This window comes from Amycolatopsis sp. NPDC003865, from assembly GCF_053605345.1.
Genome location: NZ_JBSGJA010000002.1, coordinates 65,640 through 91,526, shown reverse-complemented (window position 1 = coordinate 91,526; position 25,887 = coordinate 65,640). Strand labels below are relative to the sequence as shown.

Here is a 25,887-nt window from a genome sequence, read left to right as displayed (position 1 = left end):
ACTCAGGGCAACCAGGAAACGTGACCTTTGAGCAGCGAATATCCGACGAACGACACGAAGTCGAACAGCGTGTGCGCGGCGACGAGCGGCCACAGCCGGTTCGTCTTCTGCCACAGCCGCCCGAAGACCAGGCCCATGACGAAGTTCCCGACGAACCCGCCGAACCCCTGGTACAGGTGGTACGACCCGCGCAGCACGGCGGCGCCGAACACCGCGGTGTTCTCCCGGACGCCGAGCTGCCGCAGCCGCGTCAGCAGGTACCCGATGACCAGGACCTCTTCGGCGAACGCGTTGCCGAACGCCGAGAGCGTCAGCGTGATCGGCCGCCACCACGTGTCGCCCAAAGTGGACGGTTGCACCGCCAGGCTGAAGCCGAGGTGGTAGGAGAGGAAGTACAGCCCGAGCCCGGGGATCCCGATCACCGCGGCGAGCCCGAGCGTCAGCAGCGTGTCCCGGCCGGGGGACCGGCGGTCCAGCCCGACCTGGGCCAGCTTGATGCCCGCGCGCCACAGGAAGTACAGGCCGAGCGCGCCCCACCCGACCAGCTGGGCGGCCGAGAGCAGCTGCTTGAGCAGGTCGATCAGGCTCGCCGCGGCCTGCGGAACGTTGAGCTGGACCTGCTGCTGGGCCAGCGGCACCGGCTGCAGCAGCGAGTCCACAAGGGACAGCAGGCTGCGCACGCCGGACAGCCCGAGCGTGATGCCGAAGACGATCAGCAGCTCGACCTTGATCGCCCGGCGTTCGACCGGGTCTTCGATCGCGCCGGGGAACTCGGGACGGGCCGGGGCCAGCCACGATCGCGCGGTGAACGTCATGCCCGCACGCTACCTTCGGGGTATGCCGAGGAGCATCGCCACCAACGAAACCGTCGACCGCGCCGAGCTGGTCGAGTTCCTGTCCACCCGCCACCGCGCGATCCTGCTGACCACCAAGGCCGACGGCGGCCCGCAGCTCTCGCCGGTCACCTGCGGTGTCGATGCCGAGGGCAGGCTCGTCATCTCGACCTACCCGAAGCGCGCGAAGATCGTGAACATCAAGCGCAACCCGAAGGTCTCCGCCTGCATCCTCTCCGACGAGTGGAACGACAAGTGGGTCCAGCTCAACGGGACCGCCGAGGTGCTGGACATCCCGGACTCCGTCGAGCCGCTCGTCGAGTACTTCCGCGCCATTTCCGGCGAACACCCGGACTGGGACGAATACCGCGAAGCCATGGTCAAGCAGGGCAAGAGCATCATCCGCGTGACGATCGAGAGCTGGGGCCCGCTCGCCAAGGGTGGTTTTCCGGCCGAACTAGCCTGACGCGCCGCCGCGCAGGAACGGGCAGCCGACCAGCCGCCGCAGCTCCATCGCGAGCTGCGGCGGGCTGTCGACGGACTTCGAGAACGCCAGCCGGACGTCGTGGTCGCCCGCGTCGGACTCGACGCGCAGCCGCAGCCCGAACCGGTCGAGCCCGAGCGGCCGGATCCGGCCGCCGCGCAGCTCCGCCGGCAGGTGCTTGGCCAGCTGCCCGACGACGTCGGAGTGGTCGCTCTCCAGGTGCCGCAGCCACTGGGCCTCGTAGTCGTGGAACGGGTCCGGCGGTGCCGCGCTGAACGTGTGCGGGCGCAGCGAGTGCGTGCCTTCGGCGTCGGCGAGCACGAGCGACGCCGGGGTGAGCCGCAGCAGCGTCACGCCGTGGCCGACGTCGAGCAGCCGTTCGTCCGGCCGCGACTCCGCGATCGCCACCGCCCGCGCGCGGGCCGACACCGGGGAGAGCGGCCGCAGCCAGCCGGTGATCCACAGCAGCCCGCGGATCGGCTCGCGCAGCTCGACCGGCGCCTGGTCGGCGAGCTCGACCATCACGGCCAGTTCCCCCCGCTGGGTCTGCTTCGCCGCGCCGACCATCGGGTGGTCGTCGGGCAGCAGCACGCTGACGCTGCCGCTGTGGTGCACGTGGTGCAGGACCGGGATGACTCGCTCGCCGTCCAGGCCGGCGCGTTCGCAGGTCGGCAGCAAGGACGCCGGACCGTTGCGGGTCGCGATCGTCTTGGCGCGCTCGGCGGGGTTCGGCGCCGGCGGGCGGCGGATGGATGTCGGGGCCTCGGTCACGGCTCACCTCCTACTAAGGTGAGCCTAACCTGAATTCCACGGTCTGGGTAGTCGCTCGATTGCGGTTCGGGTCACGCGGCCGCTCCGCTGATCGGAGCATCCGGTAACGCGGGTGTGCAAATTTCCGAAAAGGCCGTTGACCAGTGAGGCTTGGGGGGCTCGACGTGCAGATCGTCCCGGTACCCGAACGCGTGCCCGCGTTCGAGCTCGACCCCGCGATGCCGTCCGGCGCGCTGCCCATCTTCGGCGAGTACCTCGACCGGATCGGCCGCAGCGCCGGGGACCGGCGGTTGCTGACCTGGTTGTTCCTGGCGTTCGGGGTCGCCCAGTTCTTCGCCGGTGCGGGGGTGGCCCTGCCGGTCGGCACGCTCGCGCTGGCCGGGTCGGCCGAGGCGTGGTGGTTCTGCCGCGCGTACGCCAGGGTGCCGGAAGCGCGGCTGAAGCGGGAAGCGTTCCGGCAGGTGGACATCGCCGCCGACGGCCTGGTCGCGGCCGGGCGGACGGTCGGCGTGCGCCTGCCGGACGGCCGGTGGCTGCGCGTCCGGCTCGACGAGCCGTACCGGTTGCTGGTGGCCGGCCACCGCCGGGTCTGGCTGCTGGGCCGCGGCCCGAAGGTGTTCGTCGGTTTCTCCGGGGTGGTGCGGGTCCGCCGCGCCCGGATCCACGACACACCGCCGTCAGGTGCCGCGGCGGTGCCCGCGCCGGCCTGGTCCGGCTCGCCGCGGCTCGATCCCGTGCTGACCGCGCACCGCCGACAGATCGCTCGCGAGCTGCGTGCGACGGCGGCTTTCCTGCTGGTCCTGGCCGGTTTCGCGCTGTGGGTCCGGCTCGACTTCCCGGCCGTGGGGTGGGTCGCCTGGCCGTTCGCGGCGGGTGCGTTGCTGAGTGCGCTCGCGGCCCTGCTGCGCTCGTTCGCCCACGGCCGCCCCCTGCCGGCCGAGCACTGGACCGAGCTGCGGGCGGTGCTGGACGGCCCGGTCCGGATGAGCCGCCGCGGCGCGGCCCGGCTGAGCGGCCTGACGATGCTGGCCGACGGCACGGTGGTCGGCTTCCGCCTGCCGAAGGCGGACCCGTCGATGGCGGCGAACATCGCGGCGACGGGCCGCCTGTGGATCGCGGGCGTCCCGAAGCCGGGCGCGGCGAAGACGGGCGTGCCGGGCTACCCGGTGCTCGGCACGGTCTGGCTGGGCTGAGCCCAGCTCGGCCGCCACGCGCCCGCCGCGCGCTCGTTGTTCGCGAAGTGACGCCGAAGCGCGGCCAGCCCGGCGTGCGCGTTGTCCCGGCGCCAGACGAGCGAGTGCGGGTACACGGGCGTCGGGTCTTGGATCGGCACGCGCCGCAGCCCGTGTTCAGGCGGCCACAACACGCGGCTGCCAGCTCCGAGCAGGGTCGCCACCTCCGCCGACTCCGCGATCGTGTCCAGCACGACCTCGGTGCCGAAGTTCGGCCCGGCAGCGTCGATCGAGAGCCCGAACGCGGCCGCCAGCTCGGCGTAGTAGGCACCCCACTCGGTCCCGGGGACCACGCCGGGCAGCCAGAGCCGGTGCCCGGCCAGCTCGGCCGGGGTCACCGAAGACCGGGCCAGCGGGTGCGCGGGGCCGCACAGCAGCTCGATGGGCTCGTCGAACACCCATTGCGCGGCAAGGTCTTCGGGCAACGTGACGACGGCGCGGAACGAGGCGTCGACCGAGCCGTCCCGGACCGCGGCGGTGTCGAAGAGGGTGACGACTTCCAGCTCGATGTCCGGGTAGGCCTCGTGGAACCTGCGCAGCAGCGAGGCGGGACACAACCGCCGCCCGATGACGTCGACCCGAAGCGGCCCACCCCGCACCGACGCGAGCGCGCGCAGCTCGGCGCGGAGGAGTTCCCGGGCGTGCGGGAGGAAGGCGCGCCCGTCTCCGGTGAGGACGGCTCCCCGCGCGGTGCGGGTGAACAGCCGCGCGCCGAGCGACTTCTCCAACGCGGCGATCCGCTTCGAGACGGCTTGCTGCGTGACCGAGAGCTCGGCGGCGGCATCCTGGAACCGGCCGGCCTCCGCGGCGGCGACGAAGGTGCGCACGGCATCGAGGTCCACAGCGGTCGACTCTAGATTCACAACGCGGTGTTGTGGCTCGCCGCCCGGCCGGTTGTTTGCTCCGCGCGACCCTCCCCGGCTTTGATCTCACGGTGATGCGCGGGCGGTCGCTGGGGCCGCGATTCCGATGGCTCTGGTCGGCGTACGCGGTGAGCGCCTTCGGCACCTGGCTCGGCTTCGGGGCCTTCCCGATGCTGGCCATCCTCGTCCTGCACGCCGGCCCCGCCGCCGTCTCCGCGCTCGCGGCCGTCGGGCCCGCCGTCGGGGCGCTCGTGGCCGTGCCGCTCGGGCCGTGGGTCGACCGGCGGCGGAAGCGGCCGGTCATGGTCGCCATGGACCTCGTCCGGTTCGGGGCGCTCATCAGCGTTCCCGCCCTCTACGCCTTGGGCGAGCTCACCTTCGCGCAGCTCCTCGTCGTCTCGGTCGTCGTCGCCGCGGCGGACATCACCTTCACCTCGGCGAGCGGTGCCTTCCTCAAAGGACTCGTTCCGCCGGAAGACCTCCTCGTCGCCAACGGCCGGTTCGAATCGACGAACTGGACCGCCACCGCGCTCGGCCCGCCCCTCGGCGGGGCCGCCTTCGCGCTCTTCGGGCCGGTGACCTCCGTAGCCGCCAACGCCGCCAGCTTCCTGCTCTCCGCGCTCGGCATCCGGGCCATCGGCGGGGACGAACCGCGCCCGCACCGGACCGCCCGCCCCACCGCACGGGACCTCGTCGGCGGCTGGCGCACGATCTTGACCCACCCCGGGCTGCGGCCGCTCTACTTCAACGTCGTGCTGTTCAACGGCCTGATCATGGGCACCGAACCGCTGCTCGCGGTGTTGATGCTGAACCAGCTCGGGTTCGCGCCGTGGCAGTACGGGCTCGCGTTCGCCGCGCCGTGCCTCGGCGGCCTCGCCGGCTCGCGGCTCACCCCGCGGCTCGTCCGGCGGTTCGGCAGGCACCCGGTCCTGCTGGCGGCCGGAGCGATCCGGGCTTGCTGGCTGCTCGCGCTGGCTTTCATCCCGGGCGGCGCCGGCGGGCTCGTGTTCGTCATGCTCGTCGAACTGGGCCTGATCGCGAGCTGCAGCGTCTTCAACCCGGTGCTCGCGACCTACCGGCTCGAGCAGCTCCCGGCGGACCGCGTCGCGAGCACGCTCTCGGCGTGGTCGGTCAGCACCAAGGCGTCGATCGCCGCGCTGACCGCGCTCTGGGGCGTGCTCGCGAGCTTCACCGGTCCGCGCGTCGCCATCGGCGTCGCCGGGGTCCTGGTGCTGGCGACGCCGTTGCTGCTGCCGCGCCGCGACCGGACGCCCGTGGCCGTCTAACCCAGCGACTTCCGCGTCGCCTGCTCGGTCTCCAGCACGCCCTGCCGGATGCCCTCCAGCTGGTCGCTCAGCTCGCGCACCGCCCCGGTGTCGACCGCGACGTCCGTGGTCGCCGCCGTCAGCTCGGCGACCCGGGCCACCAGGCTGTCCAGCCCGAGCGCGCCCGACTGCAGCTGGGCCAGCAGCTTGTCGCGGGCGCCCGAAAGCCGCGTGTGCACGTCCTCCTGCGCCTGGACCGCCGCCAGCGCCTGCTCGAGGTCACCCCGGACTTCCTCGCGCGCCGAGGACAGCGACCGCTCCAAGCGGTGCCGTTCGCGCGTCACGGCGTCGAGGTCGACCCGCGAGAGCGCCTTCCCGGTCGCCGACGCGCGCCCCGCCAGGCGTTCGAGCGTCGCCAGCGTCTCCTGGACCACCGGCTCCATGTCCGCGACGCGGTCGGCGAGCGGGCCGGCGTCGAGGGACGAGCTCAGCGAGGTGAACCCGTCGGCCGCGCCTTCGGCCCGGCGCAGCCAGTTCTCCTCGTCGGAGCCCGGGGCGACGTCGAGCACCCGCGCTTCCCGCCGTTGTGGCTGTCTTTCCCGGCCCAGGGCGGCCACGCCCGCGCGGGCGGCCAGCACCGCCACCCCGATCAGCAGGGCGACGAGCACCGGCAGCTGGACGGCCCAGGCCACCCCGGCCGACGTGGCGGCCAGCAGCAGCCCCCACGGTTCGGCGAGCTCACGGGCGAACTTCATGTCAGAAATTCGAGATCACGGAGGTGAACACCTGGTTGATCGTGTCGGGTTTGGACGAATCGTACTCCGATCCTTCGGTCGCTTCCGCGATCTGCTTCAGCACGCCCTGGTCGGCGTCCGAGCCGTAGGCGATGGTGAACAGCCGGACCGTCTCCGCGTTGCCCTCTGGACGCAGCTGCGGCAGCAGGTGCTCGAGGTCGACGCCGCCGGAGTCCTCGTTGCGGCCGTCGGTCAGCACGACGACCGCGTTGATCGCCGCCGGGTCGAGGTGCGCCTTCATGTACTCGTACGCGGCCTGCGACGAGTCGTAGAGCCCGGTACCGGCCTGGGGCGTCAGCCCGCTCAACCGTGACGCCAGAACCTCGCGGCCGTCGGTGCCGAGCGCCCGCACCGGGAACAGCTCCTGGTAGTCCTTGTCGCCGTCGAGGTGGGTGGAGAACTGCCAGAGCCCGACCTGGTCGCGCGGCACGAACTGGCCGAGCGCGTCGATCGCGGCCTGCTTGGCCAGGTCGATCTTGCTCTTGCCGGTCCCCTTGACCTCGTCGCCCATCGAGCCCGAGACGTCCACGACCAGCAGCACGTTCGCCTTCTTGCGCAGCTCGGTCCACGACGCCAGCAGCTTCGACAGCACGGTCGGCGACGGCGGCCGGATGAAGTTGATCTTCGCGTCCGGCTGGACGCCGTTGGCGGCGGTCGCCTGCGGGCCCGGCTGGCCGTCGAACGAGCGGAAGCCCAGCGCGGCGAACCGCTGCTGCGTCTCCGGGCCGCGCAGGTAGCCGAGGAAGTCCGCGGCGATCTGCTTGCGGGTCGGGTCGGCCCAGTTCAGCGTCACGAACGGGTGGTCGGAGTTGAGCGTGCCGTCCGCCGGGTAGATCCCCACGAGCGGCACCTTCGGGGGCGCGTGCTGGCCCGCCTTCGCCGGATCGGTCGTCGGGTTGCCCTGGTTGTAGCCGATCAGGGAGTTCTCTTCGACGGTCACCGCCGAGATGTAGGACAGCGCCGCGCCGCGGTCGTCGGCCTTCTGCAGGTTGGTCAGGAAGGTCAGCGTGTTGTCGCCGTAGTGCACGATCGCCTGCTCGATGTTCGAGACGAACTGCCGGGCCTCGGGCTTCTCGAGCGCGGCCGCGGTGAGGTCGGACGACGTCCCGGTGGCCGCGTAGTACGCGCCGATGGTGGCGTTCAGGCCCGCGGTGGAGATATTCGGGTTCGTCTTGCCCAGCCGGAACCTGCCCCACTCCGGGTGGCCGTACTTCGCCCAGCCCGCCGGGTCGGTCGCGAGCGTGGCGATGTCCTTCCAGCCGATCGGCTTGGCCGGCCAGCCCAGCGCCTCGGCCATCGGCTTCGGCATCGCGACGGTCAGCGGCGAGTTCGCGATCGACTGCGGGTCGCCGTCCGGCACGATCGACGCCGTGTCGCCCTTCGCGTTGACGCGCAGCAGGTTGACCCAGCCGCTCGCGGCCGGCGTCCAGACGTCCGGGCGCGGCCCGTCGGTGGCCTCGTTCCAGCCGTTCGCCAGCGCCTGCATCGCGATGCCGGACGATTTCGACTTCACGAGGACGTCGACGCAGTGCCCGGCGACCGACCGTCCGGAGTAGGCCTTCGCGGCCTCCTGGACGATTCCCGCCTTTTCCGGGGAAGACGCGACGTTGAGCGCGATCGCGTCCGAGCCCGTGCATTTCGGCTCGTCCGCGTCGTCGCTCGAGCTGCTGGTCCAGGCCCGGATCCCGATGATCAGCCCGGCGGCGACCACGATCGCGGCCACGAACGGGAGAATCTTTCTCTTTCGCCTTGCTGGTTGGGAATTGATCATCGAACCCCTCCCCGTTCCGCTGCCGGAATACCATTATCCGGCAGCGGAACCGGGCGGGGACGGTATTTTGACTATTGCTTAGGGCCGCGCCGCGACCACGTCCACGCGTAGCCCGGATCCTCGGCCGCGTCGGCGGCCTCGCCGAGTTCCAGCGGCGCGAACGTGTCGACCATGACCGCGGTCTCGTCGAAGAACTCCGCGCCGATCGACGCCTCCGCCGCGCCCGGCTGCGGGCCGTGCGTGAAGCCGGACGGGTGCAGTGACAGCGAGCCGATCCCGATCCCCGAGCCCTTGCGGGCCTCGTAGTTGCCGCGCACGTAGAACATCAGCTCGTCGGAGTCGACGTTCGCGTGGTTGTACGGCACCGGGATCGAGTCCTCGTGGTAGTCGACCTTCCGCGGGCAGAAGGAGCAGACGACGAAGTTCGGGCCCTCGAACGTCTGGTGCACCGGCGGCGGCTGGTGCACGCGACCGGTGATCGGCTCGAAGTCGTCGATGTTGAACGCCCACGGGTAGAGGCAGCCGTCCCAGCCCACGACGTCGAAGGGGTGCGTCGCGTACGTGTAGCGCGTGAGACCCGCGCGGTGGCGCACGAGGACGTCGACGTCTTCGCCGTCTTCCAGCATCGGCTCGGTGGGCCCGCGTACGTCGCGCTCGCAGTACGGCGAGTGCTCCAGGAACTGGCCCTTCGCCGACAGGTACCGCTTCGGCGGCCCGATGTGCCCGCGCGCCTCGAGGATGAAGAGGCCGACCTCGCCGTGGGGGAGGACGCGGTAGGTGCACGACGTCGGGATGACGAGGTAGTCGCCGTCGCCGACCTCGAGGCGGCCGTAGATCGTCTCGACGGTCGCCGAGCCGCCCTGGACGTAGAACAGCTCGTCGCCGGCCGCGTTGCGGTAGAGCGGGCTGGGCGCGGTCGCCGTGACGAACCCGATGGTCACGTCGTTGTTGCCGAAGAGGCGCCGACGGTCGGTCACGGCGTCGGCCTCGGCGCCGAACTTGAGGTCCCCGGTCTGGAACGCCCGCGGCTTGAGCGGGTGGTTCGGCGTGAGCGACCCGCGGTCCTCCTCGACGGCGACCGCGTCGACGATCGCCGTCGGCAGGCCGCGGTGGTAGAGGAGGGCGGAGTCGGCGGAGAAGCCCTCGACGCCCATCAGTTCCTCGGCGTAGAGGCCGCCGCCGGGCTTGCGGAACGCGGTGTGCCGCTTGTGCGGGATCTCGCCTACTTGCCGGTAGTAAGGCATCGGCGCTCCCTCCGAAACGTGTCCGTTGTGCGAACGATTTTGTCCTCATGTCGTACGCTACTAGCGTGTCAGTCGTGTCAAGCGCTGTGGAACTCACGCCCCCCGGCCCCCGTGGAATTCCTCCCCTGTTCGCGAGGCTCGTCGACGACTCGGCGCTGTTCCCTCCGGGCGATGCGGCCATGCCCGAAGCCCTGCGCGCGCACTTCGCGAGCCGGGAGTCCGAACACGCCGGTGTCCTGGGGGTTTTCCTCTGCCAGGCGTCCCGGCTGCCCGAGCTGATCACCGAGCTGATCAAGATCAAGCCGAAGCAGCCGCTGCCGCTGTCGCTGATCATCGACACCGGTCTGGGCGGCGTCCCGAAGGCCATCTCCATCGTCGAGTCGCGCAGCGAGCTGCTGGCGCTGCGGATGGTCGAGATGCCGGCGCCGTCGGACGTCGACGAGGTCTGGCTGGAGCGCGTCTCGGAGTTCGTCCCGGAGGACGTCATCCGCGTCGTCGAGCCGCGGCGCGGCGTCGGCTGGCTGGACGGCGTCCGGAAGGTCATCGAGCACGGCAGCTGGCCGAAGATCCGCTGCGGCGGCCAGGCGGGCGAGAACTTCCCGAGCGTCGACGAGGTGGCGGACTTCCTCGCCGTCGTCAGCGCGGCGGAAGGGGCGTCGTTCAAGGCGACGAACAGCCTGCACCGCGCGGTCCGGCACGCCGACCCCGACACCGGCTTCGTGCACCACGGCTTCCTGAACCTGCTCGTGGCCTCCGCGCGCAGCCTCTCCGGCGGGGACGTCCGGGCGGCCCTGGAGTCGACCGACGCCGAGGCGCTGGCCGACGAGGCCCGCGCGTTGTCCGAGCCGGCCGCGAAGGCCGTCCGGGCGCTCTTCGCGTCCTACGCGGCGGCGTCGTTCGAGCAGCCGGTGCGCGACATGGGCGAACTCGGCTTGCTGTGACCAGCCGGGAGGGGTCGCTGACGCTCGACCGGGGGCTGGCGCTGCTGCAGGCAGTGGCCGACGCCGGCGGCGACGCGGCGACCATCTCCGAGCTGGCGGTGGCCATCGGGGCCAGCCGCGCGGCCGTCTACCGGCTGCTCGTGCCGCTGTCGGAGCGCGGGCTGGTCTGGCGCGACGGCACGAAGGTCCGGCTCGGCGTCGGCCTGCTCCGGCTGGCCGGGCAGGTGCTACCGCAGCTGCGTGACGCCGCCGGCCCGGTGCTGCGCGAGCTGGCCGAGAAGGTCGGCGCGACCGCGCACCTGTCGGTCGCGCAGGGGACGCAAGCGCTTGCGGTGGCCGTCGTCGAGCCGTCGTGGACGAGCTTCCACGTCGCCTACCGCGTCGGGAGCCGGCACTCGCTGACGGCGGGCGCGGCCGGCAAGGCGATGTCGCTGCGCCCGGGCGGCGACGGCTGGGTGACCTCGACGGGCGAGCTGGAGGCGGGCGCCTCCGGCGTCGCGGCGCCGGTCCGCGGGGTGCCCGGGCTGAAGGCGAGCGTGGGGGTCGTGTCCCTGGAGCCGCTCAAGGCCGCCGAGGTGGGCCCTCAGGTCGTCGCGGCCGCCGCCCGGCTGGCCGACATCCTGAAGGTCTAACGCAGGGGCCGCACCATCGTCAGCAGCAGCGTGACGTCGACGGTGAACAGCAGCCGCTCGAACAGGCCGAGCGTGACGTCCTGGTTGGCGGGGCCGAGGACGAGCGTGAGGACGAACCCGCCGAGCACCACGCCGACGCTCACGAAGCTCGCCGCGGCCAGGCGCCGGATCGTCGTCCGGCGCGGCTCCCAGGGGCAGCGCTCGCGGCCTTTCTTCGTCAGCACGAACGCGGCTGCCGGCAGCGCGACGAACGCGGTGAGCGCGGCGAGGTTGTGGACCTGGCCGGCCGTCGAGCGCGCCTGGCCGTCGGGGTCGACGGGCACGAGCCCGCACACCAGCAGCCCGGCCGACCAGACGCCGAGCAGGACGCAGACGGCGGTGGTGCCGGGCCGGTGGGCCTTGGCGATGCCGGCCAGCAGCGCGACCGAGCCGAGCGACAGCGCCAGGCACATGACGCTGAACAGGGGCGCGGCCGAGGACGAGCCGAGCTTGCCGTAGACGTACTCCGACAGCGTCTGCCAGACCGGGCTGACCTGGCCGGACAGGCGCAGGTGCAGGTCGATCGAGATGGCCACGGCCAAGCCGATACCGCCGAGCGCGAGCCGCCCGTGCAGTGGCGAGACGGCGGCGGTCAAAGGCTTGTTCACCGGGCGCTCATCCTTTCGTTCCCGAAAGGTTACCCGGCGAACCTGTGAGGCAGGAGTCAGAAGGCGAGCTGGAGCAGGGCGAACGCGGCGAACCCGGCGAACGCGAACCCGGCGCAGAGCTGGATCAGCTTCGGCTTGATCCGGCTGCGGATCTTCCCGCCGATGAACACCGCCAGCCCGGCGACGACGATCAGCGCGGCGAAGGCGCCGACGCCGACGGCGACGGGGTTGCCGATCCGCGCGGCGAGGCTCGCCGTCGCGAGCTGGGAGGCGTCGCCCCACTCGGCGGCGAAGAGCACCCCGAACGACGTCATCGCGGAGCGCATGAAGGACAGCGGAGCCGGGCCGATGCGCGAAGCGTCGTCGCCGGCTTCGTCCGCTTCGCTGAATCCCTCGCGAAGGAGCATGAACGAGCCGAGGCCGAACATCGCGGCGACGACGAGCGAAAGGACGACGTCCGGTAACAGCGTCAGCACGCTGCCGAACGCGACCGCGATCACGCATTGCACGGCGAAGGCCGCGCACACCCCGGCGAATACCGGGCCACCGCGGAAACGGGTGGTCAGCACCAGGGTGGCGACCAGCGTCTTGTCCGGCAGCTCCACGGCGAGGACCAGGCCGAACGCGCTGATCAACGCCACCATCGCGGCAGTCATGAGAATTTCTTCGCCCCTTTCACTGCAACGATAAAGGGGAGCTTCGGAATGCCGCAAGCTGATGGCTTCCGCGAAATTGCCGGATCGGTGGCCATGAATTTGTCGTCAAGCCGCGTCGCACAATTTTCTTCGGCGCCCCGAAAATCCGATTGCGGCCTCCGGTAGGTTGACCTCATGGGGTCTGGGGCGCGTGCTGCGCAGGTCGACGAGGTCATCCGCCGGTTGGAAGCGCACTACGTCTTCCCCGATGTCGCGGCGAAGCTGGCGGACGTGCTGCGCCAGCGGCTCGGCGAAGGCGCGTACGCCGACGTCGACGACGCCGGGTTCGCGGCGCTCGTCACCACGGACCTGCAGTCGGTCAACGGCGACAAGCACCTGCGCCTGCGCCACCACGCCGACCCGGTGGCCGACGACGGCGACGCGGCCGTGAACTCCGAGGCGTTCCGGCTCGAGGCCGAACTGGAGAGCTTCGGCATCGCCGAGGTCAAACGGCTCGCCGGCAACGTCGGCTACCTCGACACGACGATGCTCTACCCGGCCGAGCTGGCCGGGCCGGCGATCGCCGCGGCGATGACGCTGCTCGCGCCCACCGACGCGCTGCTGCTCGACGTCCGGCGCAACCGCGGCGGCACCCCGGGCACGAGCGCGCTGCTGCAGACCTACCTCGTCGACGAGCAGGTCCACTACCTCGACATCTACGAGCGCGAAGGCCACAAGACGACGCAGATGTGGACGCTGCCCTACGTCCCGGGAGCGCGGTTCGGCGGCACCAAGCCGGTCTGGGTGCTGACCGGGCCGGCGACGTTCTCCGGCGGCGAGGACCTCGCGTTCTCGCTCCAGCAGCAGGGCCGGGCGAAGACGGTGGGCGAGGCCACCCGCGGCGGCGCCCACCCGCGTGAGCAGTACAAAGTGGACACCTACCTCGACGTGACCGTCTCGATCGCGCGCTCGCTGCACCCGGAGACGGGGGAGAACTGGGAGGGCACCGGCGTCCGGCCGGACCTCGAAGTACCCGCTGACCAGGCGTTCGACAAGGCGTACGGGCTGGCGTTGCGGCACGTCCTCCAGCTGGGGTCGGACGGCCCGCGGCGGGGCGTCGCCGAAGAGGCGCGGCAGGCGCTCGACCAGCTGTAGTCACCCGGGACGTTGGTCCTGGGCCGGACAGGACCAGTTGATCTGGCTGCGCCCCGGGCCCCGGAGCACGCTGGACCACGTGGAGGTCCTTGAGCTAGCGCGGTGGCAGTTCGGCATCACCACCGTCTACCACTTCCTGATGGTCCCGCTGACCATCGGGCTGTCGATCCTGGTCGCGGCGATGCAGACCCAGTGGGTCCGCACCGGCGATCCGCGGCACCTGAAGATGACGAAGTTCTGGGGCAAGCTGCTGCTGGTCAACTTCGCGATGGGCGTGGTGACCGGCATCGTGCAGGAGTTCCAGTTCGGGATGAACTGGAGCGCGTACTCGCGCTTCGTCGGCGACGTCTTCGGCGCACCGCTCGCGATGGAAGGGCTCGTCGCGTTCTTCGTCGAGTCGACCTTCCTCGGCCTGTGGATCTTCGGCTGGGACCGGCTGCCGAAGAAGGTCCACCTGGCGTGCGCGTGGGCGTTTTCGCTGGCCACGATGGCGTCGGCGTACTTCATCCTGGCGGCGAACTCGTGGATGCAGCACCCGGTCGGCGTGACGTTCGAAAACGGCAAGCCGACGATGAACTCGATCTGGGCGGTGCTGACGAACAACACGGCACTGGCCGCGATCCCGCACACGCTGGCCGGCGCGTTCTCGGTGGCGGCGGCGTTCCTGGTGGGCGTCGCGGGCTGGCACCTCTGGCGGCGTCGCTCGAACCAGGACGTCTGGCGGTCCTCGCTGCGCCTGGGCGGCTGGGTGGGCGTGGCGGCCTTCGCGGTCCTGGCGATCACCGGTGACGCGCAGGGCAAGCTGATGTTCGAGCAGCAGCCGATGAAGATGGCGTCGGCGGAAGCGCTGTGCCACACGGAAAAGCCGGCGAGCTTCTCGATCATCGCGATCGGCGACGTGTCGGGCGCGAACTGCGAGGACGTGAAGACGTTCAACGTCCCGGCGCTGCTTTCGTTCCTGGCCCACAACGACTTCAAGACCGAGGTCAAGGGCGTGGAGAACCTGGTGACCGAGTACCAGGCGAAGTACGGCACGAACTACCCGGACGACCCGGCGCTGGGGTCCCTGGCCGGCGAGCCGATCGACTACGTGCCGAACCTGCCGGTGACGTACTGGGGCTTCCGCATGATGATCGGCTTCGGCGCGGTGTCGGCGGGCATCGGCCTGCTGGCCCTGTGGCTGACCCGCCGCGACCGGATCCCGGGCAGCCGCTGGTTCCCGCTGCTGGTCCTGGGCGGCATCGCGACCCCGTTCCTGGGCAACAGCGCGGGCTGGATCTTCACGGAGATGGGCCGTCAGCCGTTCGTGGTGGCCCCCAACCCGAGCGGCGTCGACGGGGTGTGGATGTTCACGGCCCAGGCGGTGTCGCGGCTGACGACGGGCGAGGTCTGGACGTCGCTGATCGCGCTGACCACGGTGTACGCGGCACTGGGAGTGGTGGAGCTGTACCTGATGCGCAAGTACATCCGCGGCGGCGTCGAAGCGGTGATGCCCCCGGAGAAGAAGGACTCCGACGAGGCCGAGGGCGACACGCTCGCCTTCGCGTACTGAGGTGTTGACGATGAGTGTCGACGTGATCACTCTCGCGGGTTACCCACAGCAAATCTGTGGACAACTCGCCCGGATGTGGATAACTCCCGGCGATCGTGCGAAAGGCGGGACCCGATGACCCTGGAGACGGTCTGGTTCGTCGTCATCGCCTTCTTCTGGCTCGGCTACCTCTTCCTCGAAGGCTTCGACTTCGGCGTCGGCATGCTGCTGCCCGTCCTTGCGAAGGACAACACCGAACGCCGCGTCATGGTCAACACCATCGGGCCCGTCTGGGACGGCAACGAGGTCTGGCTCATCGTCGCCGGCGGCGCCATGTTCGCCGCCTTCCCCGGGTGGTACGCCGGGCTCTTCTCGGCCGCCTACCTGCCGCTGCTCATCGTGCTGCTCGCGCTCATCGGCCGCGGCGTCGCCTTCGAGTACCGCGGCAAGGTCGACTCCGACCGCTGGCGCCGCACCTGGGACCGCGTGATCATGACCGGTTCGTGGGTCGCGCCGCTGGGCGTCGGCCTCATCATCGCCACCACCGTCCTCGGCCTGCCGCTCGACGCCGACGGCAACCGCGTCGGCTCCGCGTTCGCCGCCTTCCGCTGGGACACCCTGCTCGGCGCGGTCGCGATCGCCGCCTTCTCCCTCGCCCACGGCGCCGCGTTCCTCGCCCTCAAAACCAGTGGTGACCTGCGGGAACGCGCGAGGAGTCTCGCTGTGAAAGCCCTGCCGGCCGCCATGGTGCCGATCGTCGCGTTCCTCTCGGTCGTCCAGTGGCGCCACGGCACATTGTGGACACTGCTCTCGTTCGGGATCAGTGCTCTCGCCGCGGTCGTCGCCTGGCTGCGGCTGCGCGCCGACCGCGACGGGCAGGCCTTCGCCGCGCTCGCCGTCGTCATCGCCGGAGCCGCCGTCACGCTGTTCGGCGCGCTCTTCCCGAACGTCCTGCCTTCGACGCTCGACGCCGCCAACACCCTCACCATCGAGGGCACCGCGTCGAGCCCGTACACGCTGACCGTCATGACCTGGGTCGCCGTCTTCGGCGCGCCGGCCGTGCTGGTCTACCAGGGCTGGACGTACTGGGTGTTCCGCAGGCGCATCGGCACCCAGCACATCCCGGCGGTGCATGCGCCGTGACCACTCTTCCCGGACGCGCTCCCCTTTCCGCCTCGGAGTCCACAGTGGACTCGGCGCGGCCGGGAAAGGGCCCGCTCGGCGCGCTGCCGGCCCTCGTGCCGGCCGTGCGCCGAGCGCTGGCCGTGGTGGGGTTCCTCTCCTTCCTCCACGCCGCCGCCCTGGTGGCACAGGCATTCCTGCTCGCCGACGTCCTCGCGGCGATCGTCGGAGCAGGTTCCGGGGGACGCACCGCCCAGCTGGCCGCGCTGCTCGCGCTCGTCGCGACGCGCGCGCTGACCGGCTGGGCGGTGCGCACGGTCTCCGCCCGCGCGGTCGCCACCGCGCAACGCGAGCTGCGCGCGCGAGCCGTCGACCACGCCCTGCGGCTCGGCCCGGAGTGGATCGCCCGCCGCGGCCACGGCGAGCTGACGGCGTTGACCACCCGCGGCCTCGACGCGCTCGACGCGTACTTCCGCGAGTACCTGCCCGCGCTGGTGACGGCGGCGGTCGTGCCGCTCGGCGCCGGCGCGGCGATCCTGTTCGCCGACTGGCCGTCCGGCGTGATCGTCGCGCTGACCGTCCCGCTGCTCCCGGTGTTCGCGATCCTCGTCGGCAAGTTTACGGCCGACCGCGTCGCCGGCGCGACCGACGCCACGCACCGGATGTCCGAACGGCTGCTGGAGCTCGTGCGCGTGCTGCCGGTGCTGACGGCGTTCCGGCGCGCGACCGCGCAGGGCGAGACCGTCCGGCAGCTGTCCGAACGCCACCGCCGCGCGACGCTCAAGACGTTGAAGGTCGCGTTTTCCTCGGCGTTCGCACTGGAACTGATCGCGACGCTGTCGGTCGCGCTGGTCGCGGTGGTGATCGGCGTCCGGCTCGTCGGCGGGAGCCTGCCGCTGGCCATCGGCCTGGGCGTGCTGATCCTGGCGCCCGAGTGCTACCAGCCGCTGCGCGCGGTCGGCGCCGCGTTCCACGCCAGTGAGGACGGCGTCGAAGCGGTCCGGCGCGTCGCCGATCTCCTGGCCGAACCCGTGCCTGCCCGCGGGACCGCGGTGCCGTCGCGAGGCGAGCTGCGCGTGTCTTCCCTGCGCGTCGCGCGGCGCGGCGGGTTCGCGCCCGACGGCGAGACGTTCACGGTCCGTCCCGGCGAGACGCTCTGGCTGCGCGCCCCGAGCGGGGGCGGCAAGTCGACGACGCTCTCGGCCCTCCTCGGCTTCGTCCCGGCGGACGACGGCGCCATCACGGTCGGCGCGACGAACCTGGCCGACGCCGACCTCGCGCGCTGGCGCGAACAAGTCGCGTGGGTACCGCAGTCACCGGTGTTCACCGGCGGCACCGTCCGGGAGGAACTGGGCGGCGAAGACTTCCTCGCCGAACTCGGCCTCGACGGGCTCGCCGACCGCCCGGTGGCGCAGCTTTCGCTGGGACAGCGCCAGCGCGTCGCGGTGGCCCGGGCGCTGCACCGGATCCGCGACGGCGCTTGGCTGCTCCTGCTCGACGAGCCGACCGCCCACCTCGACGAGGCCAACGCGCGCCTGGTGCTCGCGGCGGTCCAGCGCGCGGTCGACGACGGCGCCGCGGCGATCATCGCGGCTCACGAGCGCACGGCGGCGGTCGACCTGGCCCCTGACGAGACCGCCATGCCGTCGACGTCCACAGTGGACGCTTCGGGCACGCCGTTGCCGTGGCGCGCGCTGCTCGACCGACGGCTCTTCGCCGGCGCGGCGCTCGGCGCGGTGGCGCTGCTGGCCGGGGTGGCGCTGACGGCGACGTCGGGCTGGCTGATCGCCAAGGCGTCGCAGCAGCCGCCGATCCTGACGCTGACGGTCGCGGTGGTCGGCGTCCGCGCGTTCGGCCTGGGCCGCGCGGCGCTGAGGTACGTGGAAAGGCTGGTCACGCACGACGCGGCGTTCCGCGTCGCCGGCCGCCTCCGCGTCCGGCTGTGGAATTCCCTGGTCCGGCTGGGCCCGGCCCGCGGGTTGCGAGCGGGCGAAGGACAGCGGCGCTTGGTGGCCGACGTCGACACCGTGCGCGACCTGCTGCCGCGGGTGGTGTCGCCCCCGCTGGTGGTGGCGCTGGTCGCGGCGGGGGCGATCGCGGTGCAGACGTGGGTGCTGCCCGCGGCCGGCCTGACGTTGCTGGTGGCGGTAGCGGTGGCGCTGTGCGCGCCCTGGGTGGCGTTGCGGGCGGAGCGCCGCGCGACATCGGCGCTGGCGGACGGTCGCCGTGAAGTGGCATCGCGGGTGCTGGTGCTGTTCGAGGCGGCGGCGGAGCTGCTGGCGTTCGGCCGGGATCGCGAGCACCGCCGCGCGTTGGCGGAGGCGGACACGCGGTTGGTGGGCGAAGCTCGCCGCCAGGCATTCGGCGCGGGCGCGGCGGAGGCGCTGGTGACGCTGGCGTGTGGCGCGGGCGCGGTGATCAGCACCGCGTTCGCCGCGCGCGCGGTCGCGGCGGGGGATCTCGACCCCGTGCTGGCGCCGCTGCCGGCCTTGGTGCCGTTGGCGTTGGCGGAGGTGCTCGCGCTGCTGCCGGCAGTGGCTCAGCACTGGGACACGCTTCAGCGGGCACGCCACCGCTTGGCCGACCCGCCGGCGCGGGTCGAGAACGCCGGTGCCCGCGGTTGGGGCACGGTGGAGGCCGGTCGCAGTGGTGTGCGGGGCGAGGTCGGCGACAGCGGCGCGCCGGAGGGGGACGGCTTCGAGCGGCGCGTCTCGTCGAGCGATGGCGCGGACGAAGCAGGCGGCCGTGTCTTGCTGCGAGGCGCTGATCTCGGGTGGCCCGGGGGGCCGGTTGTGCTGCGCGAGGTCGACCTCGACCTCGCGCCCGGCACCTACGCCGCCGTTGTCGGGCCGAGCGGGGCCGGGAAGTCCACCCTCGTCGCCGCTCTGCTGGGCTTTCTCGCGCCGAGCCGCGGGATTCTCGACGTTCCCGGGCGAGTTGCCTGGGCTCCTCAAGAGCCGATGCTCGCGGCCACCACCGTTGCCGAAAACCTCCGGCTCGCGCGCCCGGACGCGACCGCCGACGAGCTGCGTGCCGCCCTGCGGCAGGCGGCCGCCGGCGATGTCGATCCCGCGACTCTGCTCGGCAGCGGTGGCAGCGGGCTCTCCGGTGGGCAGGCGCAGCGCGTCGCCCTCGCGCGGGCCTTGCTCGGCGCTCCCGGTGCCGGCCTCGTGCTGCTCGACGAGCCCACCTCCCACCTCGACGAGCCGACCGCGCACCTCGTACGCGCGCACCTGCGGGAGGCGCTCGCCGGGCGGACCGTCGTCCACGTCACCCACCGCGCCGAGGAGGCCGACGACGCTGACCTCGTGCTCGAGGTTCGCGACGGCCGGGTCGTCACGCGGGTGCCCGTGCCGTGATCGGTTCGCCCAGCGCGCTTGGCGTGCCGCCGCAGCGTCGCGCGATAATGACGGAACTCATGGATCCGACGCTTGCCGCGCGGGCGCTGTCCGCCGCCACCGAGATCACGAGCACCGCCCTCTCCGGCGACGACCCGGGCGCGGTGCTCGACACCGTCGTCGCCCGGGCGGCCGAACTCGCCGATGCCGACCTCGGCCTGGCCATGGTCAGCGCCGACGACGGCCGCGTCGTCGTCGAGGCCGCGCACTACGCCACCGCCGAGGAACCCGACGACCCGGGCGACGGCGAACCGCGAGACGAGTCGTTGCGGGGACTCGCCCTCCCCGCCGACTCCGCCGCCGGACGCGTCGCGCGCGGCGGTGAGCCCGTCGCGAGCGCCGACTTCACCGTCGACCCGCGGACCGCGCCCTTCGTGCCCGCCGAGCTCCACGGCTACGGGCCCTTCGCCGCCGCGCCGTTCGGGTCCGGGGGACGCGTGCTGGGCGCGCTCACCGTCTACCGCAAGCGGGGACGCGAGCCGTTCTCCGCCGGGACCGTCGAGATGCTCGTCGCCTTCGCCGCCCAGGCCGGCGTCGTGCTCGCGCTCGCCGAAGGCGCCAATGCCAGGCACCGCGTCGCGCTGTACGAAGAGCGGGAACGGATCGCGCGCGAACTCCACGACGTCATCGTCCAACGGCTCTACGGCGCGGGCATGCAGCTCGACCGGGTCCGGCGCAACATGCGCAAGCGATTCGCCCAGGCCGACGGCGCGCGGCTCTCCGACGCCATCGACCAGCTCGACCAGACCATCGAGGAGATCCGGGGCACCGTGCGCGCGCTCCGGTCGCCGGAGCCTCGCCACGACACCGGCACGCCCACCGACCTCGCCGAGTCGGCGCGCGGCGAGGTCCGCATCGCCGGCGAGCTGCTCGGGTACCCGCCGACCCTGGAGCTGTCCGGCGAATTCGCCGACATCCCCGCGGAACGAGCCGACCACATCAGGGCCGCCCTGCGCGAAGCACTGTCCAATGTGGTCAGACACTCCGGCGCCAGCGAAACCCGCGTGACCCTGACCAGGGACTCCGACGGCGTGAAACTCCGTGTCCGGGACAACGGTTCCGGCGTCCCCCAAGGCGTCGCCACCCGTGGCCTGCGTCATCTCGCCGAACGCGCGGACGCCGCGGGCGGCAAGTTCTTCCTGAACTCCTCGCCCAGTCTCGGCACGCTCGTCGCGTTCGACCTCCCACTCGACTGAACCGCTTGACTGACCGCGTTCTAACCTTCTCGGGTCATCCAGCCTCCCTTCATCGCCCTCGCTGAAGATCGTACCGGCTTTTCGAACACCTATTCGACTCACGTTCGAGTGAAAACGGCAGGTCAAAACCGCCGATCGGGGTGGCGGTCCGTGACGACGATTGAAAAGGACGCAGCGAACGGCGGCTTGCGGACGCGGCCGTCGCGCGGAGTTACTTCTCGCGCCGCGCGATCCAGGCGGCGGCCTGCGTCCGGCGCTGCATGCCGAGCTTCGCCAGCACCGAGGTGACGTAGTTCTTGACCGTCTTTTCGGCGAGGAACAGCCGCTCGGCGATCTCGCGGTTCGACAGGCCCTGGCCGATCAGCTCCAGCACGTCCCGCTCGCGCTCGGTCAGCGTCGCCAGCTCGTCCGTCGGCGGGTGCCGCATCTTGTCCAGCACCCGTGCGGTGCTCACCGGGTCCAGCAGCGACCGCCCGGCCGCGACCTCGCGCACCGCGTTCACCACGTCCTGCCCGCGCACCTGCTTCAGCAGGTAGCCCGCGGCGCCGGCCATGATCGCGCCGACCATCGCCTCCTCATCGTCGAACGCGGTCAGCATCAGGCACGCCGGCGGGCTCGGCTTGGACCGCAGCTCGCGGCAGAGCGTGATGCCGTCGCCGTCGCCGAGGCGGACATCGACCACCGCGACCTCCGGCTCGACGTGCATCGCCACCGCCAGCGCCTCTTCGACGCTGCTCGCCTCGGCGACGACCTCGATGTCGGGCTCGTCGCCGAGGAGGTCGCGAAGCCCGCGGCGGACCAGTTCGTGGTCGTCGACGAGCAGTACCTGGATCGGCATCTGCCCAGGTTACGGGGTGCGCGGACGCCGTGGTGCCGGCTGGTTCGCACGTCACACCGGTCGATTACGCCCAAAGTGTGACCGCGGATCTCGTAACATTTCCGGCGACCCGCATTTCCGTCGCTGATTCCGCAGGTCAACGGGAAATGGCAAAGAATCACGAGCCCGGTGGTTTCCGGTGGAGAGCTGACGTTCCCGAAATTCCGGAATGGTCCGTAACAGGCTCGTTGGCGCCGCGATAGTAACCACGCAATCGCCCCCGATTCTTCCTGAAAGGACCTTCCGGTGTCCTTGTTTCGTCGTGCCCTGACGACGGCCGCGGCCGTCGCCGGGCTCGCTCTCCTCGGTCCCGTTTCCCCTGCCTCCGCGCAGCTCGCGACGCCGCTGGCGGCCGATCTCGACTGCGGCGACTTCCAATACCAGGAAGACGCGCAGGCGGTTCTCGACCAGGACCCGTCCGATCCGAACCACCTGGACGACGACAAGGACGGGATCGCCTGCGAATCGCGTCCCCACCGCCCGCAGCAGAACACCGTCACCCCGACGTCCGGGCAACAGCCGACGACGAAGACCCACACGGTCCCGAAAACCACCACGACGAAGAAATCCGCGACGGGCAGCCAGGTCAAGGTCAAGCCGGTCGGCGGCGTGGCCACCGGCGGTGGTGAGCCGGACGAAGGCGTCCCCGCGTTCCTCGTGCTGAGCGGCGCGCTGCTCGCCGCGGCGGCGTCCGGCGGCATGGTGCTCCACCTGCGCCGGCGCGCGAATTGAGACACCCACGCCTGTGGCCGGCGGTCACGGCGGTCGCCGCCGCGCTCGGGTCGGTTCTGGTGGTGGCCCTCGTCCTCGCGTTCTCGCCGCACGCGCCGGAGCAGGTCGCCCCGCCATCCGCCGTGCCCGTCGAGGTCGCGCCGTCGACCACCGCCGCGCCGTCCGGCGGCGGGCTCCCGGCGGCGAAACCGGCCTCCTTGAGCATCCCGGCGATCGGCGTGCGCGCCGACGCGCTCAAGGACCTCGGGCTGACCTCGAAGGGTGAGCTCGAGGTGCCGGGCGACGCCACGACGGTCGGCTGGTTCACCGGCGCGCCTTCGCCCGGCGAGGTCGGCCCAGCGGTGCTGGCGGCGCACGTCGACTACAAGCACGTTCCCGGTGCCTTCTCCCGGCTCAAGGAACTGCGGCCGGGCGAACAGGCCAGGGTCGGGCGGTCCGACGGGCGGACCGCCGTCTTCACCGTCTACCGCGTCGACCGCTACGCCAAGGCGGAGTTCCCGACCGACCAGGTCTACGGCGACACCGCCGAGCCAGAACTGCGGCTCATCACCTGCGGTGGCGAGTTCGACCGGTCGAGCGGCAACTACCTGGACAACGTCGTGGCCTACGCGCGGCTCACCGGCGTCGAGGGCTAGCCGAGGTCGATCTTCGCCAGCTCGAGCCGCCGGTACGCGTGGTCGCCGAGTGACCAGACGTCCAGTACGTCGCCGTCGAGCTCCGGGTACGCGATGACCAGCCGGGCCGGGCCGTCGTCCGCCTGGTACACGACGTCCGCGGGGATCCCGGCCTCGAGCTGCCAGCAGAGCTGTTGCTGCTTGGGCGTCAGACGTCCCGCGTAGCGGTCGCTCATCGCCCGCGCGAGCTGCCCGCGCAGCAGGTTCGGGCCGCTCGACGGCGCCGCGAGCAGCCGCGCGGCGTGCTCGCGCGGGTCGGGCGGCCCTTCGTCCGGCTCGGGATCGCGGAAGGTGACCGTGGGCGAGGCCGGCTCACGGGCGGGCAGCACGATGCTGCCGTCGGCGGCGTGGTGGGTCGGGGAGTAACCGGCTTCGCGCAGCGCGTCGAGCGTGCCGTCGGCGTCCACAGTGGACGTCAGGACGGTCGGCGCCACCGCGCGCAGGCCGAGTTTCGCGAGCTTCCGGTGCGCGGCGAGTTCGGCGAGCACGGCGGGTTCGCCGACGACGACGCTCGCGACGTCGAGGACCTGCGCCTCGCCGTGGCGCCGCGCGACGTCGTTGACCAGGTACACCAGCGGTTGCGGCAGGTCGCCCGCGGCGAGCGCGCGCAGCTCGTCGAGCAGCCCGTCGGCCGTCGCGCCCTGGTCGAACGCCCGCCGGACGGTCGCGGGGGAGAACCGCCAGCTGGTCGCGGTGCCCTGCGCTTCGCGGTCGGCGACGCGGTCGAGCGACGCGGCGAGCCGCGCGTCCGGCGAACCGGGCACGATCGCGGTGAGGTCGGTGCCGAACAGCGCGGTCGTCCGCGCGCGGGCGACCAGCCCGTCGGTGACTTCGACGAGCCCCGCCTCGGTGAGCAGCGCGCGGCCCACCGCGGTGACGGCGCCGTGCGCGACGACGCCGAGGAGCTCGGCCGCCTCGAGCGCGTCCGCGACGTGCCCGGCGAAGTCCTCGGTCGGCAGCATCGGCGCGTGCCATTCGGCGAGGCGGGTCAGGCCGTCGGCGACGGCCGTGCCGGGATCGAGGCGCGCGAGCAGCCGCACGACCAGCCGCCGCACGAGCGCGCCGACGTCGATGCCGGGCTCCGGCGGCGCCGGGTCCCACCAGGTCGTCAGCAGCAGGCGGTAGAGCAGCGCCGGCGCGGGCCGGGCGAGGTCGGGATCCGGCGCGAGCGTCGGCGGCGGTGCCTTCTGACCGCGGCGCGGCGTCGGCGGTTCGTCGGCCAGCAGCAGCCCGGCCTGCGCCGCGAGGTCGATGGCCAGCTCGATCTCCGCGGGCGTCGCGCCGGTCTCCTTGGCGACCTTCTTGACCAGCCGCGCGCCGATCGTGCCGTCCTTGAGCAGCGGGAACGGTTCGGCGGCGGCGAGGTCGAGAACGGCCGAGACGCGGTCGAGCAGCCGCAGCGCGGCGGCCGACGACGTCGCTTCGGTCGCCTCGTTACCGACCTGCGTGAGCGAGTGGCCGGGTTCCTCGGGCGTGAACGGCAGCTGGTGGTCCGGGCCGCGCAGGGCGAGCGACACCTCGATCGGCATGGCCACGCTGCCGTAGTAGGTGCTGAAGAGGAAGCCGTGCTCGAACGCCCAGCCCTCCGCGGTGTGGAACGGCAGCACCCCTTCGGCCTCCGGAACGCCGTCGGCCATGTCCTGCAACAGTTTCCGCGTCGGCTCGGGTGCGGTCCGGAACAGCTCGCGCACGCGGTCGCCGTCGCGGTAGAAGTGCACGAGCTCCTTCAGGCCCTCCGGCAGCCCGAGGGCCTGGGACAGCCGCGCCATGCGGCTCCGGCCGAGCTCCACCAGCAGGTCCGCGACCGGCTGGCCGAGACCTTCGGCGTGGAAAACCGTCCGGTGCAGGAACTCCGGCAGCGTGACGTGGTCGCCGTCGCGCCACAGGAGAGCGCGCTCGGCGAGATCGTCCACATAGGACTCGACGGCCGTGGCGCCCAGGAGCTTCCCGGCTTCCGCGACCGGGGTCGGCCGCAACCCGAGGGTGTGGCACAGCTGGACGGCCCGCAGAACCTGCACCTGCGGCAGGGAGAGCCCGAGGACGGCTTCGTCGAGGGACTCGGCCGAGGCGAGCCGCGCCGCGACGACGTCGAGCCGCCGCGGCCACGGTTCGCGCAGCACGTCGGGCCGGTGGGTGAGAACTTTCGCCAGGCCGTCCCGATCGAGAGCGGCGAGCCTGCCGAGCAGGTCGTCGGCGGTGGTCATCAACCCAGGTTAGATCACCGTTCGCAGGCCACGCCGTCGCCGTCGCGGTCGAGCGCGGACCGGTAGCCGGGTTCGCCGCGGTGCAGCGGGGCGGCGCCGGCGGCCTTCGCGGCGGCGCAGTTCTTGTAGTACGCGGAGGTATCGGGTTCGGGAGCGTCTTCGGTGGTCGCCGCGGGCGGGGCCACCGGGGCCGGCTTGGTGACCGGCGGCTCCGGCGTAGGCGTAGGCGTCGGTGCTGGGACGTCGATGTTCCCGTTGCACGGCGGCCCCCACAGCCCGCTGACGGCCTGCTTCGCCGCGGTCTCGGCCGCCGCCAGCGCCGGCGAAGCGGCGTCGGCCGCGTATTTCAGATAACCGCCCTGAATAGCGAGAGCCGCATAGTCCTGGCCACCGGCCAAGGTCACGGCGACGCCCTGCGCCGTTTCCACGCCGAGCGTCACGGCTTTGCCGGAAAGCGTCATGGTCGCCCAGCCGAGTGATTCAGTCCAATAGCAACCGGTACTGGTCGGCGTGGTGACCCCGAGGACGCGCACGGTCTTGCTCGACCCATCGCTGCCTTTCACGACCACGGTCGCGCCATCCGTCACGGACTCGACCGTGTAGCTGACCGGCACCGGAGTCGTGCTGGTCACCGGGGTGGTCGACGTCGCCGGCGGCGCCGCCGGCGTGGCGGCCACCGGCTGCGGGTCCGGCGCCTTGCCGAACATCGCGCCCAGGACGAACAGGACGGCGAACGCGGCCAAGACGATCTTCACCCAGTTCGGAAAGCGTTTCATCCCCGGAGTCCCCTGTTCCTCGAACACGACGTGCCGAGGGAGTACTCGGGAAATCTCCCGTCGTTGTTACGCATCGGCCGGTGATCGGCCACCAGTCGTTATCCGGGGGA

23 protein-coding genes are annotated in these 25,887 nt (G+C 72.0%); 12 read left to right on the top strand and 11 right to left on the bottom strand.

Annotated features, from left to right (window positions below):
• Nucleotides 1-2 precede the first annotated feature (2 nt).
• Nucleotides 3-815, bottom strand: coding sequence for a CPBP family intramembrane glutamic endopeptidase (locus ACWEVP_RS05290; RefSeq protein WP_452061393.1), 813 nt, complete (start codon nt 813-815; stop codon nt 3-5).
• A gap of 22 nt (nt 816-837) precedes the next feature.
• On the opposite strand from ACWEVP_RS05290, the gene ACWEVP_RS05285 reads away from it, so the two are divergent.
• Nucleotides 838-1,299, top strand: a complete 462-nt coding sequence (locus ACWEVP_RS05285; RefSeq protein ID WP_452061392.1) for a PPOX class F420-dependent oxidoreductase — start codon at nt 838-840, stop codon at nt 1,297-1,299.
• Here ACWEVP_RS05285 and ACWEVP_RS05280 read toward each other — a convergent pair.
• Complete coding sequence (locus ACWEVP_RS05280; RefSeq protein ID WP_452061391.1) at nt 1,291-2,088, bottom strand: DUF2470 domain-containing protein; 798 nt, start codon at nt 2,086-2,088, stop codon at nt 1,291-1,293. The two genes, ACWEVP_RS05285 and ACWEVP_RS05280, sit on opposite strands and share 9 nt — an antisense overlap.
• 164 nt (nt 2,089-2,252) lie before the next feature.
• Between ACWEVP_RS05280 and ACWEVP_RS05275 the strand changes: the two genes are divergently transcribed.
• The gene (locus ACWEVP_RS05275) at nt 2,253-3,281 is read left to right on the top strand and encodes a hypothetical protein (RefSeq protein ID WP_452061390.1); all 1,029 of its coding nucleotides are present in this window, start codon (nt 2,253-2,255) and stop codon (nt 3,279-3,281) included.
• Here the strand turns inward: ACWEVP_RS05275 and ACWEVP_RS05270 are convergent.
• The gene (locus tag ACWEVP_RS05270; RefSeq protein WP_452061389.1) at nt 3,248-4,162 is read right to left on the bottom strand and encodes a LysR family transcriptional regulator; all 915 of its coding nucleotides are present in this window, start codon (nt 4,160-4,162) and stop codon (nt 3,248-3,250) included. The two genes, ACWEVP_RS05275 and ACWEVP_RS05270, sit on opposite strands and share 34 nt — an antisense overlap.
• Before the next feature lie 92 nt (nt 4,163-4,254).
• On the opposite strand from ACWEVP_RS05270, the gene ACWEVP_RS05265 reads away from it, so the two are divergent.
• Nucleotides 4,255-5,469, top strand: a complete 1,215-nt coding sequence (locus tag ACWEVP_RS05265) for an MFS transporter (protein ID WP_452061388.1) — start codon at nt 4,255-4,257, stop codon at nt 5,467-5,469.
• Here the strand turns inward: ACWEVP_RS05265 and ACWEVP_RS05260 are convergent.
• From ACWEVP_RS05260 to ACWEVP_RS05250, 3 genes are all read right to left on the bottom strand, one after another.
• Nucleotides 5,466-6,203 (bottom strand): hypothetical protein, encoded by a 738-nt coding sequence (locus tag ACWEVP_RS05260; RefSeq protein ID WP_452061387.1) that lies wholly within the window; start codon nt 6,201-6,203, stop codon nt 5,466-5,468. The two genes, ACWEVP_RS05265 and ACWEVP_RS05260, sit on opposite strands and share 4 nt — an antisense overlap.
• Nucleotide 6,204: 1 nt before the next feature.
• Nucleotides 6,205-8,013, bottom strand: a complete 1,809-nt coding sequence (locus ACWEVP_RS05255) for a substrate-binding and VWA domain-containing protein (RefSeq protein WP_452061386.1) — start codon at nt 8,011-8,013, stop codon at nt 6,205-6,207.
• A gap of 71 nt (nt 8,014-8,084) precedes the next feature.
• Nucleotides 8,085-9,257, bottom strand: coding sequence for a homogentisate 1,2-dioxygenase (locus tag ACWEVP_RS05250; protein WP_452061385.1), 1,173 nt, complete (start codon nt 9,255-9,257; stop codon nt 8,085-8,087).
• Nucleotides 9,258-9,343: 86 nt separating this feature from the next.
• On the opposite strand from ACWEVP_RS05250, the gene ACWEVP_RS05245 reads away from it, so the two are divergent.
• Nucleotides 9,344-10,198: a hypothetical protein gene (locus tag ACWEVP_RS05245; protein WP_452061934.1), complete on the top strand. Its 855-nt coding sequence runs from the start codon at nt 9,344-9,346 to the stop codon at nt 10,196-10,198.
• Nucleotides 10,195-10,830 carry an IclR family transcriptional regulator gene (locus tag ACWEVP_RS05240; protein WP_452061384.1) on the top strand — a complete coding sequence of 212 codons (636 nt, stop codon included), beginning with the start codon at nt 10,195-10,197 and terminating at the stop codon, nt 10,828-10,830. The genes ACWEVP_RS05245 and ACWEVP_RS05240 overlap by 4 nt, the downstream gene beginning before the upstream one ends.
• Here the strand turns inward: ACWEVP_RS05240 and ACWEVP_RS05235 are convergent.
• Entirely contained in the window at nt 10,827-11,477 is a 651-nt protein-coding gene (locus ACWEVP_RS05235) for a DUF998 domain-containing protein (RefSeq protein WP_452061383.1), read from the bottom strand. The two genes, ACWEVP_RS05240 and ACWEVP_RS05235, sit on opposite strands and share 4 nt — an antisense overlap.
• Before the next feature lie 56 nt (nt 11,478-11,533).
• A complete protein-coding gene (locus ACWEVP_RS05230; protein WP_452061933.1) occupies nt 11,534-12,121 on the bottom strand; it encodes a TMEM165/GDT1 family protein in 588 nt (195 codons plus the stop codon).
• A gap of 186 nt (nt 12,122-12,307) precedes the next feature.
• Here ACWEVP_RS05230 and ACWEVP_RS05225 point away from each other — a divergent pair, with 186 nt between their 5' ends.
• The 5 genes from ACWEVP_RS05225 to ACWEVP_RS05205 all read left to right on the top strand — a co-directional run bounded on the left by ACWEVP_RS05225 (nt 12,308) and on the right by ACWEVP_RS05205 (nt 20,514).
• Entirely contained in the window at nt 12,308-13,267 is a 960-nt protein-coding gene (locus ACWEVP_RS05225) for a S41 family peptidase (RefSeq protein WP_452061382.1), read from the top strand.
• A gap of 79 nt (nt 13,268-13,346) precedes the next feature.
• Nucleotides 13,347-14,819: a cytochrome ubiquinol oxidase subunit I gene (locus ACWEVP_RS05220; RefSeq protein WP_452061381.1), complete on the top strand. Its 1,473-nt coding sequence runs from the start codon at nt 13,347-13,349 to the stop codon at nt 14,817-14,819.
• Between the two features lie 114 nt (nt 14,820-14,933).
• Complete coding sequence (gene cydB, locus ACWEVP_RS05215; protein ID WP_452061380.1) at nt 14,934-15,941, top strand: cytochrome d ubiquinol oxidase subunit II; 1,008 nt, start codon at nt 14,934-14,936, stop codon at nt 15,939-15,941.
• A 44-nt stretch (nt 15,942-15,985) separates the two neighbouring features.
• On the top strand, nt 15,986-19,279 hold the full coding sequence (cydC, locus tag ACWEVP_RS05210; protein ID WP_452061932.1) for a thiol reductant ABC exporter subunit CydC: 3,294 nt from the start codon (nt 15,986-15,988) through the stop codon (nt 19,277-19,279).
• 59 nt (nt 19,280-19,338) lie between these two features.
• A complete protein-coding gene (locus tag ACWEVP_RS05205) occupies nt 19,339-20,514 on the top strand; it encodes a GAF domain-containing protein (RefSeq protein WP_452061379.1) in 1,176 nt (391 codons plus the stop codon).
• A gap of 211 nt (nt 20,515-20,725) precedes the next feature.
• Here ACWEVP_RS05205 and ACWEVP_RS05200 read toward each other — a convergent pair whose 3' ends face one another.
• Nucleotides 20,726-21,352: a response regulator gene (locus ACWEVP_RS05200; RefSeq protein WP_436383766.1), complete on the bottom strand. Its 627-nt coding sequence runs from the start codon at nt 21,350-21,352 to the stop codon at nt 20,726-20,728.
• Between the two features lie 285 nt (nt 21,353-21,637).
• Between ACWEVP_RS05200 and ACWEVP_RS05195 the strand changes: the two genes are divergently transcribed.
• Nucleotides 21,638-22,123: an excalibur calcium-binding domain-containing protein gene (locus ACWEVP_RS05195; RefSeq protein ID WP_452061378.1), complete on the top strand. Its 486-nt coding sequence runs from the start codon at nt 21,638-21,640 to the stop codon at nt 22,121-22,123.
• Nucleotides 22,120-22,758 carry a class F sortase gene (locus tag ACWEVP_RS05190; RefSeq protein ID WP_452061377.1) on the top strand — a complete coding sequence of 213 codons (639 nt, stop codon included), beginning with the start codon at nt 22,120-22,122 and terminating at the stop codon, nt 22,756-22,758. The genes ACWEVP_RS05195 and ACWEVP_RS05190 overlap by 4 nt, the downstream gene beginning before the upstream one ends.
• Here ACWEVP_RS05190 and ACWEVP_RS05185 read toward each other — a convergent pair.
• Together ACWEVP_RS05185 and ACWEVP_RS05180 are read right to left on the bottom strand one after the other, a co-directional pair.
• Nucleotides 22,755-25,001, bottom strand: a complete 2,247-nt coding sequence (locus ACWEVP_RS05185; protein ID WP_452061376.1) for a helicase-associated domain-containing protein — start codon at nt 24,999-25,001, stop codon at nt 22,755-22,757. The two genes, ACWEVP_RS05190 and ACWEVP_RS05185, sit on opposite strands and share 4 nt — an antisense overlap.
• 14 nt (nt 25,002-25,015) lie before the next feature.
• On the bottom strand, nt 25,016-25,777 hold the full coding sequence (locus tag ACWEVP_RS05180; RefSeq protein ID WP_452061375.1) for an excalibur calcium-binding domain-containing protein: 762 nt from the start codon (nt 25,775-25,777) through the stop codon (nt 25,016-25,018).
• Between the last annotated feature and the right edge of the window lie 110 nt (nt 25,778-25,887).

Excerpts from the sequence above, each read along its gene's own strand:
- ACWEVP_RS05290 (WP_452061393.1), bottom strand. The coding sequence starts at position 815 with ATGACGTTCACCGCGCGATCGTGGCTGGCCCCGGCCCGTCCCGAGTTC.
- ACWEVP_RS05285 (WP_452061392.1), top strand. The coding sequence starts at position 838 with ATGCCGAGGAGCATCGCCACCAACGAAACCGTCGACCGCGCCGAGCTG.
- ACWEVP_RS05260 (WP_452061387.1), bottom strand. The coding sequence starts at position 6,203 with ATGAAGTTCGCCCGTGAGCTCGCCGAACCGTGGGGGCTGCTGCTGGCC.
- ACWEVP_RS05255 (WP_452061386.1), bottom strand. The coding sequence starts at position 8,013 with ATGATCAATTCCCAACCAGCAAGGCGAAAGAGAAAGATTCTCCCGTTC.
- ACWEVP_RS05250 (WP_452061385.1), bottom strand. The coding sequence starts at position 9,257 with ATGCCTTACTACCGGCAAGTAGGCGAGATCCCGCACAAGCGGCACACC.
- ACWEVP_RS05230 (WP_452061933.1), bottom strand. The coding sequence starts at position 12,121 with ATGGTGGCGTTGATCAGCGCGTTCGGCCTGGTCCTCGCCGTGGAGCTG.
- ACWEVP_RS05225 (WP_452061382.1), top strand. The coding sequence starts at position 12,308 with ATGGGGTCTGGGGCGCGTGCTGCGCAGGTCGACGAGGTCATCCGCCGG.
- cydB (WP_452061380.1), top strand. The coding sequence starts at position 14,934 with ATGACCCTGGAGACGGTCTGGTTCGTCGTCATCGCCTTCTTCTGGCTC.
- ACWEVP_RS05205 (WP_452061379.1), top strand. The coding sequence starts at position 19,339 with ATGGATCCGACGCTTGCCGCGCGGGCGCTGTCCGCCGCCACCGAGATC.
- ACWEVP_RS05200 (WP_436383766.1), bottom strand. The coding sequence starts at position 21,352 with ATGCCGATCCAGGTACTGCTCGTCGACGACCACGAACTGGTCCGCCGC.
- ACWEVP_RS05185 (WP_452061376.1), bottom strand. The coding sequence starts at position 25,001 with ATGACCACCGCCGACGACCTGCTCGGCAGGCTCGCCGCTCTCGATCGG.
- ACWEVP_RS05180 (WP_452061375.1), bottom strand. The coding sequence starts at position 25,777 with ATGAAACGCTTTCCGAACTGGGTGAAGATCGTCTTGGCCGCGTTCGCC.